Source organism: Tabrizicola sp., from assembly GCF_016792905.1.
Classification (GTDB): domain Bacteria; phylum Pseudomonadota; class Alphaproteobacteria; order Rhodobacterales; family Rhodobacteraceae; genus Tabrizicola.
In genome coordinates this window covers 20,953-35,230 of record NZ_JAEULP010000037.1, presented here as the reverse complement: position 1 = coordinate 35,230, position 14,278 = coordinate 20,953, and the positions used below count along the sequence as shown (strand labels likewise).

12 protein-coding genes are annotated in these 14,278 nt (G+C 65.4%); 9 read left to right on the top strand and 3 right to left on the bottom strand.

Features of this window, described 5'->3' with window-relative positions; genetic code table 11:
* Positions 1 to 43: 43 nt before the first annotated feature.
* Genes iolD through JNL31_RS08300 form a run of 3 tightly spaced genes read left to right on the top strand, consistent with a single transcriptional unit; the run spans position 44 to position 3,628 of the window.
* Complete coding sequence (gene iolD, locus JNL31_RS08310) at positions 44 to 1,915, top strand: 3D-(3,5/4)-trihydroxycyclohexane-1,2-dione acylhydrolase (decyclizing) (protein WP_294972182.1); 1,872 nt, start codon at positions 44 to 46, stop codon at positions 1,913 to 1,915.
* 1 nt (position 1,916) lies between these two features.
* Positions 1,917 to 2,819, top strand: coding sequence for a myo-inosose-2 dehydratase (gene iolE / locus JNL31_RS08305; RefSeq protein ID WP_294972180.1), 903 nt, complete (start codon positions 1,917 to 1,919; stop codon positions 2,817 to 2,819).
* Positions 2,816 to 3,628 (top strand): SDR family oxidoreductase, encoded by an 813-nt coding sequence (locus JNL31_RS08300; RefSeq protein WP_294972177.1) that lies wholly within the window; start codon positions 2,816 to 2,818, stop codon positions 3,626 to 3,628. Before iolE ends, JNL31_RS08300 begins: the two co-directional genes overlap by 4 nt.
* Here the strand turns inward: JNL31_RS08300 and JNL31_RS08295 are convergent.
* The 3 genes from JNL31_RS08295 to JNL31_RS08285 form a co-directional block, all read right to left on the bottom strand.
* Entirely contained in the window at positions 3,625 to 4,491 is an 867-nt protein-coding gene (locus tag JNL31_RS08295) for a MurR/RpiR family transcriptional regulator (RefSeq protein WP_294972149.1), read from the bottom strand. The genes JNL31_RS08300 and JNL31_RS08295 overlap by 4 nt on opposite strands.
* A gap of 539 nt (positions 4,492 to 5,030) precedes the next feature.
* Complete coding sequence (locus JNL31_RS08290; protein WP_294972147.1) at positions 5,031 to 6,035, bottom strand: substrate-binding domain-containing protein; 1,005 nt, start codon at positions 6,033 to 6,035, stop codon at positions 5,031 to 5,033.
* Complete coding sequence (locus JNL31_RS08285) at positions 6,032 to 7,405, bottom strand: ROK family protein (protein ID WP_294972146.1); 1,374 nt, start codon at positions 7,403 to 7,405, stop codon at positions 6,032 to 6,034. Before JNL31_RS08285 ends, JNL31_RS08290 begins: the two co-directional genes overlap by 4 nt.
* Positions 7,406 to 7,625: 220 nt before the next feature.
* Here JNL31_RS08285 and JNL31_RS08280 point away from each other — a divergent pair, with 220 nt between their 5' ends.
* The 6 genes from JNL31_RS08280 to JNL31_RS08255 all read left to right on the top strand — a co-directional run bounded on the left by JNL31_RS08280 (position 7,626) and on the right by JNL31_RS08255 (position 13,743).
* The gene (locus tag JNL31_RS08280; protein WP_294972144.1) at positions 7,626 to 8,447 is read left to right on the top strand and encodes a sugar phosphate isomerase/epimerase; all 822 of its coding nucleotides are present in this window, start codon (positions 7,626 to 7,628) and stop codon (positions 8,445 to 8,447) included.
* Positions 8,448 to 8,501: 54 nt separating this feature from the next.
* Positions 8,502 to 9,623, top strand: coding sequence for a substrate-binding domain-containing protein (locus JNL31_RS08275; protein ID WP_294972142.1), 1,122 nt, complete (start codon positions 8,502 to 8,504; stop codon positions 9,621 to 9,623).
* A gap of 105 nt (positions 9,624 to 9,728) precedes the next feature.
* Positions 9,729 to 10,895 carry a Gfo/Idh/MocA family oxidoreductase gene (locus JNL31_RS08270; protein WP_294972140.1) on the top strand — a complete coding sequence of 389 codons (1,167 nt, stop codon included), beginning with the start codon at positions 9,729 to 9,731 and terminating at the stop codon, positions 10,893 to 10,895.
* Complete coding sequence (locus JNL31_RS08265) at positions 10,892 to 12,481, top strand: sugar ABC transporter ATP-binding protein (protein WP_294972137.1); 1,590 nt, start codon at positions 10,892 to 10,894, stop codon at positions 12,479 to 12,481. Before JNL31_RS08270 ends, JNL31_RS08265 begins: the two co-directional genes overlap by 4 nt.
* Positions 12,474 to 13,427 carry an ABC transporter permease gene (locus JNL31_RS08260; protein ID WP_294972134.1) on the top strand — a complete coding sequence of 318 codons (954 nt, stop codon included), beginning with the start codon at positions 12,474 to 12,476 and terminating at the stop codon, positions 13,425 to 13,427. The genes JNL31_RS08265 and JNL31_RS08260 overlap by 8 nt, the downstream gene beginning before the upstream one ends.
* Before the next feature lie 4 nt (positions 13,428 to 13,431).
* Positions 13,432 to 13,743, top strand: coding sequence for a putative quinol monooxygenase (locus JNL31_RS08255; protein WP_294972132.1), 312 nt, complete (start codon positions 13,432 to 13,434; stop codon positions 13,741 to 13,743).
* Positions 13,744 to 14,278: the final 535 nt, after the last annotated feature.

The window sequence follows — 14,278 nt, the reverse complement described above, 5'->3', positions numbered from 1 at the left end:
GCAAGCGTGTATGGTCCGCCCGAGCCCGAGGGGAGGAGAGATCATGGACCACGGAACGATTCGCCTGACCATGGCGCAAGCCGTTGTGCGCTGGCTGACCACGCAATTCACCGAAATCGACGGCCAGCGCATCCCCCTGTTCGCGGGCGTGTTCGGCATCTTCGGCCACGGCAACGTGACCTGCCTGTCAGAGGCGCTGGAGGCGGTGCAGGACAGGCTTCCGACCTGGCGCGGGCAGAACGAACAGTCGATGGCGCTGGCGGCGGTGGGCTTTGCCAAGGCGAAACGGCGGCGGCAGATCATGGTCGCCACCTCCTCCATCGGGCCGGGCGCGTTGAACATGGTGACGGCGGCGGGGACGGCCCATGCCAATCGCCTTCCGGTCCTCCTGATCGCGGGGGACACCTTCACCAACCGCCTGCCCGACCCGGTGCTGCAACAGGTTGAACACTACAATAACCCCTCGATCACCGTGAACGATGCTTTCAAGGCGGTGACTCGCTACTGGGACCGGATCACCCACCCCGCCCAGATCCTCCAGTCCCTGCCGCAGGCCGTTGGCGCGATGCTCGACCCCGCCGACTGCGGCCCCGCCTTCCTCGCCCTGCCGCAGGACACGCAGGAACTGGCTTTCGACTATCCGGTCGAGTTCTTCGAGGAGCGCCTGTGGACCATCCCGCGCCCGCGCCCGGATCGGAAAGCCGTGTCGGATGCGGCCGCGCTCCTCAAGACCGCGAAAAAGCCGCTGATCATCGCAGGCGGCGGCGTGCGCTATTCCGGCGCCGAGGAGGCCGTGGCGAAGTTCGCGGCCGAGCGCGGTATCCCGGTGGTGGAAACCATCGCGGGCAAGGGCGGGCTGACGCATTACCACCCCGTCCATGCCGGTCCCATCGGCATCGTCGGCTCGACCTCGGCCAACGCGCTGGCCGCCGAAGCCGACGTGATCCTCGCCATCGGCACCCGGTTGCAGGATTTCACCACCGGCTCATGGACCGCCTTCTCGCGTGACGCCCTGTTCATCTCGATCAACGCCGCCCGCTTCGACGCCTTGAAACACCGGGCGCTGGCCGTGGTCGGCGACGCGCTGGAAAGCGTGGCGGAACTTGACGCGGCGCTTGGCGCGTGGAAGGCGTCGGCGGGCCACCTGCCCCACGCGAAGGCGCTGTTCAAGGAATGGGACGCGCTGTTGGACGACCACCAGACCCCGACCAACGCGCCGATCCCGACCTACGCCCAAGTGGTCAACGTCGTGAACAAGTCGGCCGCCGAAAACGACACGCTGATCTCCGCCGCAGGGGGAATCCCCGGAGAGGTCGCGAAGGGCTGGCGGGTCAAGGCGCCGAATACCTTCGACCTGGAATTCGGCTTTTCCTGCATGGGCTACGAAATCGCTGCGGGCTGGGGCTGCGCCATGGCGCAATCCGGGCCGGGAGGGCTGGGTGGCACGCCCATCGTCATGCTGGGTGACGGCACCTACATGATGATGAACTCCGACATCTATTCGACGGTGCTGTCGGGCCACAAGATGATCGTGATCGTCTGTGACAACGGCGGCTATGCGGTGATTTCGCGCCTGCAACAGTTCAAGGGCGTGCCGGGCTTCAACAACCTGCTGAAGGACTGCCGGATCACCGACAAGGCCAACCCGCTGCACGTCGACTTCGCCGCCCATGCCGCCGCGATGGGCGCCGCCTCCCGCAAGGTGGAAAGCCTTGCCGACCTTGAGGCTGCGCTCAAATGGGCGCAAGGCAATGACCGCACCACCGTGATCAGCATCACCACCGACGCCTATGCCTGGGTGCCGGGGGATGCCGACTGGGACGTGGGGGTGCCGGAAGTGTCCGACCGGGATACCGTCAACAAGGCGCGCGAAAGCCAGATCGCGATTCGCGCCAAGCAGCGTGTGGGAGTGTAAGATGCTGAAAGCCAAACTCGGGATGTCGCCAATCGCCTGGTGGAACGACGACCTGCCCGACCTCAGCGACGACGTGAGCCTGGAAGAATGCCTGCGCCAGTCCCGCTCTGCCGGGTTCACCGGAATGGAGAAGGGCCGTCGCTTCCCCGAAACCGCTGCCGAGATGCTGCCCTATCTGAAGATGGCCGATGTCACCCTTTGCGGCGGCTGGTTTTCGGGCACGCTGGTCGAGGAAAGCCTTGCGGCCAACAAGGACCGCATCCAGCCGATGATCGACCTCTTCAAGGCGGTCGACGCCCCCTGCATCGTCTATGGCGAGGTCGGGCGGTCGGTGCAGGGCCTCCGCAACGCCCCACTGGCGACCAAGCCCGTGCTGTCCGATGTCGACATGGCCGCCTATGCCCGCAAGGTCACGGCGCTGGGCGAATTCTGCGCCGATCAGGGCATGCCCCTCGTCTACCATCACCACATGGGCGCGGTGGTGATGTTCGAACCCGAGCTTGACGCCTTCATGGCGAACTCCGGCGAGGGAATTCCACTGCTTCTGGACGCGGGCCACCTGCATTTCGCGCGCGGCAACGTCCTGCGCGCCATCGACAACCACCACGCCCGGATCCGCCATGTCCACACCAAGGACATCCGGCAGTCGGTGCTGGACAGCCTCGACTGGTCGAAGGACAGCTTCCTTGATGCGGTGATCAAGGGCGCCTTCACCGTGCCCGGCGATGGCTCGCTGGACTTCAAGGCCATCGTGCAGCGGCTGGCCGATCATGGCTATGAGGGCTGGTTCGTGGTCGAGGCGGAACAGGACCCCAAGGCCAACTCGCCGCTGAAAATGGCGCAGGTCGGCCACAAGGAACTGATGCGGGTGATGACGGCGGCGGGTTACGAGGTCGTCGCATGAACCGGATGGACGGCAAGGTCTGCGTCGTCACCGGGGCAACGCAAGGTTTGGGCGCTGCCATCGCGCGCAGGCTGGCGGCGGCGGGCGCGAAGGGCGTGGTCATCACCGGCAGGAATGCCGAGCGCGGCGCGCATGTCGCCCGCGAGATCGCCGAGGCGCATGGCATCTGGGCGCATTTCCTGCAAGCCGACTTCTCCCGCGTCGAAGACTGCCGGATGGTCGTGGCGGAAACCGACCGGCTGTTCGGCCGTCTCGATGTGCTGGTGAACGCCGGGGCCTCCACCGCCCGGGGCACGATCCTCGACACCACGCCCGAAACCTTCGACGCCCTCTTCGCCACCAACGTCCGTGGCCCCTATTTCCTGATGCAGGAGGCGATCCGGCTGATGATCGCCAAGGGGATCGAAGGGGCGATCTGCAACATCGGCTCGATCTCCGCGCTTGCCGGGCAACCTTTCATCAACGCCTATTGCGCCAGCAAGGGGGCCCTGACCACGCTGACCGCCAACACGGCGTTTTCGGTGATGGCCAACCGCATCCGGGTGAACCAGCTGAACGTCGGCTGGATGGCCTCGGACCACGAACGCGAGATCCAGGCCGAAGGCGGCGATCCCGACTGGGAGGCCAAGGCCGCCGCCGCGCTGCCCTTCGGGCGGCTGGTCGACCCGAACGAGGCGGCGCGGGCGGTGAACTTCCTTGTGTCGGACGATGCTGGGCTGATGACCGGCGCCATCGTCAACTTCGACCAGTCGGTCTGGGGCGCGGTGGCGGGCGGAATGCCGGTTCCGGACGGGCCGATGCGGCTTTAGGGCCCTGTAACCACTGGAATCCGCGGCTCGCCGCCGTCCTTCTGCAAGCGCGCCGCCACGGCCACGCACAGGGCCTGCGCCAGGCACATCGGTGCGGCCAGGCTGCGTGAAAAGGTGTACTCGTGCTCGGGCACCGCGAACAGAACCTTGGCCAGCTTCGCGTAGGGTGAAAGCGTACTGTCGGTGATCGCCAGGATTGGCACGCCCCGCGCGGCGGTTTCCTCGGCCACGTTCACCACCTCGGTCGCGTAGAAGCGGAAGGACACCACGAACAGCACATCTGTCGGTCGGGCCGCTCTGGCCATGTGCGTCGCAAGGCCGCCGCTGGCATCCAGAAGCACGGTGCGCTTGCCGAGCATGGTCAGCACATAGCGCAACAGATCGACCACCGGCGCCGACCGCAACTGTCCAAGGAGATAGATCGTGTCCGCCGCCTCGATCAGGTCGGCGGCCTGGCCCAGCGCGGCAGGCTCCATGCTGGCCAGAAGCTCCTGCAGCGAGGCGAGGTCCCGCGCGACGAGATCGGCCAGGAACCCCATGTCGCCTTCGCGCGCGCCGCCAAGTTCGACCTCCAGCGCCCGCACCCTTGCGTCGAAGCCGGGCGCCGCCGTCGACAGCCGCCGCTGGAACACGGCCTGCAACTCCTTGAATCCGCGATAGCCCAGCGACTGCGCATAGCGCACGAAGCTTGAGGCGTGGATGCCGCATTTCTGGCCGATGGCATTGACCGACAGCACCGCCACGTCGTTCGGGTTCTGAGTGAGGTAGAGCGCGATCTTCTGGTATGACTTCGACATCGAGTCATAGCGGTCGTGGATCAGCTTGATCAGCTCTTCATAGCTTTCCGGCGGGCGAAACGACATCTGGGACCTCTCCGGATCGCGCATTCTGGCGGCGGGACCATCGAGCACGCAGCATCAAACTTTGTCAATTCCGAAGCAACGCATGGTTCGCTGCCGTTGCGGAAGACCGGATACCGCAGGCCCGGTCAGGAGCTGGCATCCGCATCAAGCGGCCAGATCGGGCGGCGCAAGTTGCGACAGGGCCGACGCGGATAGGGGTTGGTCCTGGCGTCTCTCATGTGGTTGGTCACGTGCGTTACTTACCTTCATGCGTCGCAGTGGTAAGGTAGGGACCAGGTGCTGGGCTTTGGATATTCCGTGAACTTAAGGTGCCGGGGAAACCTGCTTCCCCTGATGGGGGGTGCTTTCTGTCACAGCCGGTCGGGGCGGGCTGAATCCTCCGCTCCGGCGATTCGGGGGCGACTTCGGTCCATAGCGGTAAGTGACCGGCGGCGCTTTCGCGTAAATTCATCCCGGCAGGCCGGCCTTTCATCACGACCGCGGCAACCTCTGGTGCGAACCCACCGCTCAATTCCGGACCGGTGCGTTCCCTTTTGACTTCAGGTTGTCAAGCCAAGCAAGCGCAGGACCTCTCGCGGGGCGGGCTTTCTCCAGATGATCTGAAAGCTGTCGGCCACGTTGTTTCGGGTCACGGATACCCCGGGGACGGCAATCCATGCCGGGACCGTGCGGCCCAGAAGCGCGAGGATCGTCGTGCGAGCAGCGGCCACACCTTGCTGGAGAGGCTGCTGGGCTGCCACGCTGACAAATGGCCGACCTGCCGCAAGTGCAATGGCGACATCCTCTCCCAGATCGACCGTGGCCATTGCGGGGGCTTTGCCTGCGACATCGAGACGGTTCGCCACCGCATGCGCCGGTGTGTCCCACACCACGAAGAAGCCCGAGATATCCGGATGATCCTCGATCATCCGCTGGGCCAGATCGGCGGCTTCGTCCATCGAGCCGAACCGTCTCACATGGGTTCGCACGTCCCGCCGGTTCGCTTGCATCCAGTTGGTGAAGGCGATCTCGCGTTCGTTGGTGGCAAAGAAGTCGGCGGCAAAGCCAAGAACCCCCACCACGGCACCCGGGGCGAGATGAGGTGCAAGACCAGCGGCGGCCATCATGCCAAGCCCAAAACTGTCCGATGACACCAGCGAGGTGTAGTGCGAACCGGGCAGAAGGCCGGTCGGCACGTTTTCCAGCAGTACCAGTCGGATTCCCGCGGCAGACACCCGCCGGAAGGCCGCCACGACCTGTTCGTTGGCCACCGGCAGGGCGACGATGGCGTCGGGTGCCGCTGCGATCAGGCGATCAAGTTCGTCCACCTGCCGTTGCGCCGAGAAGCCGCAATCGGCGACCTCGGTCACGACCACCCCGCAATCGCCGAAGATGCCCAGCATTCCGGAAATCTGCAGTCGCGTCCAGTCGCTGTCCAGCGTGTGCAGGGCGACGGCAACCCTTCGGGCGACCATCCTGGCGGCGGCGATATCCTCGGGCAGCAGGTTGACCCGTTCCGGCGGGGCGGCGCGTTCTCCGTGCGGGCCAAGTCCGGCAATCGTCATTGTGTGCCCCTCTCCGGCCGGGATGGAGGTGCAGTGGTCGATGGCGGGCCGCCGAGCTTGTCGGCCTGAGCGCGGAAGGCAACGAAATCGGGGTGCATTGTCGGCTTGCCCTGAAGGATCCAGTCCTTGAGGAAACCCGGCGCGAACAGTGCCTCGGATGCCACGCGCGAAGCGCCTACCAGCCCGGCCGAACTGCCCATCTGCGACCTGATGATCCGCAGGTCGCGTGTCACAAGCGGGTGGGACGCGCCGTAGACGGCTTCGCGGATGCCCGCCAGCAGGTTGTCGTTGGTCTGAACAAGGGTGCCAGACAGCACGATCATCTCGGGGTTCAGCGCGTTGGCAAGCGTGGCCACCACCTGCCCGATCAGATGCCCCGATTTCGAGAAAATGACTGCCGCTGCCGCATCGCCGACCTGAGCAGCCTGCGAAACCTCGATCGGCGTGATCTCGGCCCCGCGCCGCAACAGATCGGCCAGAACCGGACTGCGGCCGTCTTCGGCCGCCGCGCGCCCTTCGCGCTGGATCATGTCGGACCCCGCCATCATGTCCAGGGTGCCGGTCACGCCGTCCGACACGACCGGCAACGCGCCGATCAGCCCCGCCGCCCCCTGCGCGCCTCTGTAAAGCTGCCCGTCGCAGACAATCCCCGCCCCGATCCGGCGCCCGACCTTGATGAACAGCATCGAACGCAGGCCGAGGCCCGCACCGGCGTGCAGTTCACCCATCGTCATGGTCTCCACGCTGGAGCGGATCCAGACTGGCACCCCGAACTGACGGGTCAGGGTCTCGACAAGCGGAAATCCCTCCCACGCGGGCAGGACAGGGGGGGTGGCGGTCAAGAAGGGAGCGTCGCGCCCAGTAGGCACCGTTCCCGGGACTGAAAGCGAGATGCCCCAAGGCGCGGTCGGCGTGGCATGCCGTTCCAGACACCAGGTGAACAGGGCCGACAGGCTACCTGCAAGGTGAGAGGCGGGGGCAGTCAGGTCGGCGGCCTCGTGATGCTCGGTCAGAAGGTTGCCCGAAAGGTCCGATACGCCGACCCCGATCGCCGTCTGGTCCAGAGTTGCCACGAGCACCAGCCCGCGCCGGGCCGAAAATCGTACGAGGCGCGGGGCGCGCCCGCCGGTGGCCAGCCCAAGCTCGCTTTCATCGACAAGGCCGAGGTCCGACAAGAGCTGCAACCGATCCGCCACCACAGCCCGGCCGAGTTCGCTTTCCCGTTCCAGCGCCTGCCGCGTGGTCGCGCGTTCACTCCTGATGAGGTTCAGGATTTCCACAAGTGACGGCGCTGCCGTCTCGCTGGTGCGCGGACGTCCCTTGCCGCGCGGGCGCGTCGATTCGGCGAGGGCGGCAGAGGACGGCGGCAAGAACAGCTCCTTTGGCCAGTCCTCACAGAGATAATTGGCTACCTTCGGCCGTTCAAGTAAATACTTTTGCAGAAAATCAGCAAAAGATAGCGTAGATATGACTGAAAATAGTTGACCAGAGCAGATTCGGAGCGTAAGCAGCCTTTCACGGCCTGAGGAGGCCGCATGCGGATCGGTCGAGCGGGCAGGGCCGCTCCGAGCCACGAACGGGGGATCACAGATGGATGAGTGGAAGCTGGCGTATCACGCCAATTGCTGGGGTGCGCTTGGCGGCAATGCCGTGGGCGTGACCTCGATCACCCAACTCAGCTACCTCACCTTTGGCGCGATGGACCGTGCCCTCGCCGACATCGCCGCCGCGGGGTATCAGGGGGTTGAACTGTTCGACGGCAACCTGCTGGGCGCGACGGCTGCGGAAATGCGTCGGCTTCTCGCCGACAACGGGCTTGCGCTGGTCGCGACCTATGCCGGTGGAAACTTCATCTTCGACGACATCCTGCCCGAGGAACTGGCCCGGGTGATCCGGGCCGCCGACCGTGCCGCAGAACTTGGCGCGCCGCATCTGGTGGTGGGTGGTGGAGCAAAGCGTTTCGACGGCGTGCGCGAGACCGATTACCACAAGCTGGGCGGGGCGCTGGACCGGGTGAAGGCACTGGCAGATGCCCGGGGCCTGCGCGCGCATTACCACCCGCACCTGTCCACCATCGTGGAAGGCCCGGACGAAGTTGCCAAGATCTTCGACCTGACCGCCATCGATTTCTGCCCCGACACCGCCCACCTGGCCGCCGCCGGGGGCGACCCTGCGCAACTGATCCGTGATCATGCGGCGCGCATTTCCTATGTGCACCTCAAGGGGTTCCAAAGAGAGCCCTTTGCCTTCACGCCGATTGACCGGGGTGATGTTCCGACCGGCCCCATTCTTCAGGCCATGCGGGACGTGGGCTTTGCGGGTTGGGTTTGCACCGAACTCGACGGCTGGGACGATCCCGCCGAAGGGGCGCGGATCAGCAAGGACTACCTGAACCGGGCGATGGCGGACTGACTGCCAAGCCCTTTACCGGGGGCGACCCCATCTCTTCCATGGGAGGAAGACGTGATGCTGAACAGACGTGCTCTCTTGGGCTCGGCCACCGCCTTTGCGCTGGCCCTTGGCCTGAACGCCCCGGCCTTCGCCGATCCTGACTCCGCACTGGCCGCCTTGCAGGAAACCGTGCTCTCCAAGGGACCGAACGGTGAAGAACCGACGGCGCCTTCGACCGTTGTGCTGAGCGACGAGGAGATTGCCAAGATCAAGGAGATGGGGGCCTCTGCCGCCATCGTCATGCACTACGGCGGCAACGACTGGGCGCGCGCGCAAATCAACGGGCTCCAGACGCAGTTCGCCGCGATGGGTATCGAGGTGATTGCCATCACCGACGCCGGCTTCAAGCCGGAAAAGCAGGTCAGCGACCTGGAAACCATCATGGCGCAGTCGCCTGACATCATCGTGTCGATCCCGACCGATCCGACCGCCACCGCCGCAGCCTACCGCGCGGCCTCTGCTGCTGGGGCGAAGCTTGTGTTCATGGACAACGTGCCGACGGGCTTCGTGGCGGGCACGGATTTCGTCTCGGTTGTCTCGGCCGACAACTACGGCAACGGCGTGGCTGCGGCGCATCTGATGGCCAAGGCGCTGGGGCCGGATGGCGGGGATATCGGCCTCGTGTTCCATGCCGCCGACTTCTTCGTGACCAAGCAGCGCTATGACGCCTTCAAGGCGACCATCGCCAGCGATTACCCGAACATCAAGATCGTGGACGAACAGGGCATCGGCGGGCCGGACTTTTCGGGCGACGCGGAAAAGGCGGCGGGGGCGATGCTGACCGCGAACCCGTCGATCAAGGGCATCTGGGCAGTCTGGGATGTGCCGGCCGAGGGCGTGATTTCGGCCGCGCGGGCTGCGGGCCGGGATGATCTGATCATCACCACCGTGGACCTCGGGGAAAACGTGGCGATCAGCATGGCGCAGGGTGGTTTCATCAAGGGCCTTGGTGCGCAGCGCCCTTATGATGCGGGCGTGGTCGAGGCCAAGCTGGCCGGCTACGCGCTTCTGGGCAAGGAGGCCCCGGCCTTTGTTGCCCTGCCGGCGCTTCCCGTCAGCAAGGACAATCTCTTGGACGCCTGGAAACAGGTCTATTCCACCGAGGCGACCGACAACATCAAGTCGATGATGCAGTGATCCTTTCGGCGCGGGGATCATTCCCGCGCGAAAGCAGAGCCTTCGGCCCGGCAGCTTGCCCCTGGCGTGACCGAAGGCGCTCCCCTCAATTCGCGGAGACCGAAAATGACCAAAGTGATGAATGTCGCCATGATCGGCGGCGGGTTCATGGGCAAGGCGCATGCCATGGCCTATGCGTCGATGCCGATGTTCTTCTGGCCCGCCCCGGCCATTCCGCATCGCAAGGTGATCGTCGACATCACCGACGGGGCCGCCGAGGAGGCCCGCCGCCGTTTCGGTTTTGACGAGGCCAGCAGCGACTGGCGTGCCGTCGTGGCGCGCCCTGATATCGACGTGGTGGATATCTGCACCCCCAACAACGTCCATGCCGAAATCGCCATCGCGGCGGCAAGGGCCGGCAAGCACATCATCTGCGAAAAGCCCCTGGCGCGCACGGTCGAAGAAGCCCGTGCGATGACCGAGGCGGCGAAGGCTGCGGGCATCATCCACATGGTCGCCTTCAACTACCGCCGCACCCCCGCCGTGGCTCTGGCGAAGAAAATCATCGACGAGGGCCGCATCGGCCGCATCCTGAACTTTCGGGGCACCTATCTGCAGGATTGGTCGGCCGACGAGAACGGCCCGCTGTCGTGGCGCTTCCAGAAGAAGATCGCCGGGTCGGGCACGGTGGGTGATATCGGCACGCATGTCGTCGATCTGGCGCATTACCTTGTCGGCCCCATCGCCGAGGTGATCGCGATGACCCATACCTATGTGAAGACCCGACCGATGCAGCAGGGTGGTGTCGACAAGCTGGGGGCCTCGGAAAAGTCCGCCGGTGCCGACCGCGCGCCGGTGGATGTCGATGATGAGGTGATCTCGATGCTGCGCTTCGCCGACGGGGCTGTGGGAAGCCTTGAGGCCACGCGCAATGCCTGGGGCCGCAACAACTTCATCACCCTGGAAGTCCATGGCACCAAGGGATCGATCCACTTCAACTACGAACGCCGCGACGAGTTGCAGGTGATGTTCGCCGACGATCCGGCGGAGGCGCGCGGGTTCCGCACGATCTATACGGGTCCGGCGCATCCCTACGGCGGCGGGCTGTGGCCGATCCCGGGCCTCGGCATCGGCTACTCGGAAACGAAGATTGTCGAATGCTTCGACTTCTTCAGCGCCATCGCGTCGGGAAAACAGCCCAGCCCGAACTTCGAGGACGGGTTGCTGACCGAACTGGTGGCGGATGCGATGCTGCGCTCGGGTGAAACCGGCAAGTGGGAAACGGTCGGATGATCGCCCCGGCCCCGACACCCGATGCCACTGTTCCGGCCGTGCGCATGACGGGGATCTCCAAATCCTTCGGCGGCGTCCGCGCGCTGGATACTGTCGATCTGGAGGTTCTTCCGGGCGAGGTTCATGCCCTGCTGGGCGGAAACGGGGCCGGGAAATCGACCATTCTCAAGGTGCTGAACGGGGTGCACGTCCCCGACGACGGCACGGTCGAAGTGGCAGGCCACAAGCTTGCCGCCGCCACCCCGGAAGCGGCGCGTGCCGCCGGCGTGGCAATGAACTTTCAGGAAATGTCGCTGATCCCCACCCTGACCGTGGCGCAGAACGTGTTCCTGACGCGCGAGGTCCGTGATGCGCGCGGACTGATCGACGACGAGGACTCCATCCGGCGCGCCGAGGCAATCTTCCGGATGCTGGAGGTCGAGGTGAATCCGCGCGCCTTGGTGGGTGACCTGGGGGCGGGGCAAAAGCAGCTGACAGAGATTGCCAAGGCGATCAGCCAGGACGCCCGCGTGCTGATCCTGGACGAACCCTCGACCGCGCTGGCCGTATCGGATGTGGAGCGGCTCTTCGTCTTTCTGCGCAAGCTGAAGGCGCAGGGCGTGGCGATCATCTATGTCAGTCACCGGATGGACGAAATCGCCCGTATCGCCGACCGCGCCACGATCTTGCGCGACGGGCGGCACGTCATCACCGCGCCGATGGCGGACCTGCCGATAGACACGATGATCGAACACATCGTCGGCAAACGATCCAAGGGCCTTGCCGATGTGGAGCGCAGCGGCGCGACCCGGGGCGAGGCGCTCCTGGAATTGAAGAATGTCACCGGCCCCCACAAGCCCGACAACGTCAGCTTCACCCTGCACCGGGGCGAAGTGCTGGGCCTGGCCGGACTACTCGGCTCCGGCCGGTCGGCACTCGCACGGGTGATCGCGGGGATCGAGCCTGCCGCTGGCGGGGAAATCCGGATCAAGGGTCGCCCGGTGCAGATCCGGCGCCCGGCGGATGCAATTGCCGAAGGCATAGCACTGGTGCCCGAGGCCCGCGCTACGCAAGGCATCATCCCGGCCCACAGCGTTGCCGAAAACATGGTGATGGCAATCCTGGGCCGGATCACCAAAGCCGGTCTCGTGGACCGCTCGCGCGCCCGCGAGGTCACCGATCAGATGATCCAGCGCCTGTCGGTCAAGACCGCCAGTCGCGATCATGCAGTCTCGACCCTGTCGGGCGGCAACCAGCAGAAGGTCGTCATCGGAAAATGGCTGGCCACCGATCCGGACATCCTGATCCTTGATGAACCCACCGCGGGCATCGACATCGGATCGAAATCCGAGATCATCCGCCTGGTGCGCGACCTGGCGATGGCGGGCAAGGGAGTGCTCGTCATCTCGTCCGAACTTTCGGAACTCTTGACCGCCTGCGACCGCATCCTGGTCATGGCCGATGGTCGCGCGCATCAGATGCTGGACCGCTCAGAGCTGGACGATCCGGCTGAAACCATCCCCGAGCATGCCCTGCAAGCCGCCGAGCGCCGCCTGCAGATCGAGATTCAGAAAGCCCTGACCGCAAAGGAGGCCACAGATGGCTAAGGCGATTGCAGCCCCCGGCGGGGCCCTGTTCTCCAACTGGAGGCAGAACATCATCTACATCGGCTTTGTCGCGATCTTCCTGATCTTCGCGCTGACGCTGAACGACAAGGGGTTCCTGAACCCCAACAACCTGCTGAACATCGTCCGGCAGACAGCAATGATCGCGGTGATGGCCATTGCCATGACCTTTGTACTTTCGGCCGGCGAGATCGACCTGTCGGTCGGGGCGGTCGCCGGGTTGACGACCGTAACCGTCGCCATGGCGATCGCCGTGGCCGGCCCTCTGGGAGGGGTCGCGGCCGGAATCGGCACCGGGCTTGCGGTGGGCATGTTCAACGGCTGGCTGACGACGCGCATCGGCATCCCCTCGTTTCTGACCACCCTCGCGATGATGGGCATCGCCAAGGGAGTGGCGATGTGGATCTCGGACACAGCCGCCGTGCCGATCCTGTCGCCGGGCTATTCCTGGGTGTTTGGTGGCGGGTCCATCGGCCCGGTCCCGTTGCTGCTGGTCTGGATCGCGGTGCTGGGCGGGGTCGGGCATGTCGTGCTGCGCCGATCGGGCTTTGGCCGCCGGGTTCTGGCGACGGGTGGGGGCGAGACTGCCGCGCGATATTCCGGCATCGAGACCGCCAACATCAAGATGAAGGTGCTGGTCCTGTCGTCCTGTGCGGCGGCGCTGGCCGGGATGCTCTACGCGGGACGCCTGCAATCCGGCCGCTTCCAGCTTGGCGAAGGCGACGAGCTGTCGGTCATCGCCGCGGCGGTTCTGGGCGGCACGAGCCTCTTCGGCGGCAAGGGCACCGTCATCGGCACCATCGTGGGCGCGATGATGATCGGCCTGATCAACAACGGGCTGATCCTGTTCGGGCTGGAGTTCAGCCAGCAACTGATCGCGCGGGGTGGGATCATCATCCTTGCAGTCGCTCTCAGCCAGAAGCGGTGAAACCATGGCGCATGTGACCATCATCGGAACCGTCACCGCCCGGCCCGGCACGCGCGACGAGCTTCTGGCCTTGCTGGACGCGCAGGTCGCCCCCACACGGGCCGAGCCGGGCTGCCTCAACTACGACTTTCACGTCGATGCGGGTGATCCATGCTGCTTCGTCTTTTATGAAAACTGGCGCACGCAGGGTGATCTGGATGCGCACCTGGCCATGCCCCATCTTGCGCCGCTATTTTCCCAGCTGGACCGGCTGCTGGCGCGGCCGGTCGAGATCCGGCACCTGACGATGCTTTCGGACATGGCCGGACTGGCTTGACGGCAGTCTCTTTCGCAACCGGGGCGCGGGGTGGCCGCGCCATGCGAAGGACCTGAAGCTCAGGGCTTGAACGGCATTTGCCCAAGGACGGTAGTCTGCCTGGCCCTTTGGGACGAAAGGAGTTTTTCGCCCGACCCGAGACCATTGCGCCCTGGAAGTGATGTTCGGCCGGTGTTGGCAAGGCCGACGACGGGTGGCCCGGTGGACAGGAGGTGGCCCCATCTCTGTCGATCTTCTTCCCGCTCTTCGTTTCGCCCGCCTCGCCTGGAACAAGGTCGGCATGCGCGGTCTGGTTCGGGCCTTGATCTCGCCAGCACTTGGGGTTTGCATCACGCCACCAAGCAAGCCGGTAGCCCTGGCAACAAGCTGACTCATGGCTCACCCCCCCCGTGTCGCGGTGAGCCCGCCAGGGCTGCTGCCATGGTCGCCAGCCCGATCCCGCTGGTGCCGCCGGTGAGGAAGGTCGCCTTTCCGGATCTGTCGCCACGGACGCCCCAGCTCTGCCAGCGGACCTCGCTGCCGAACTGGCGCTGCT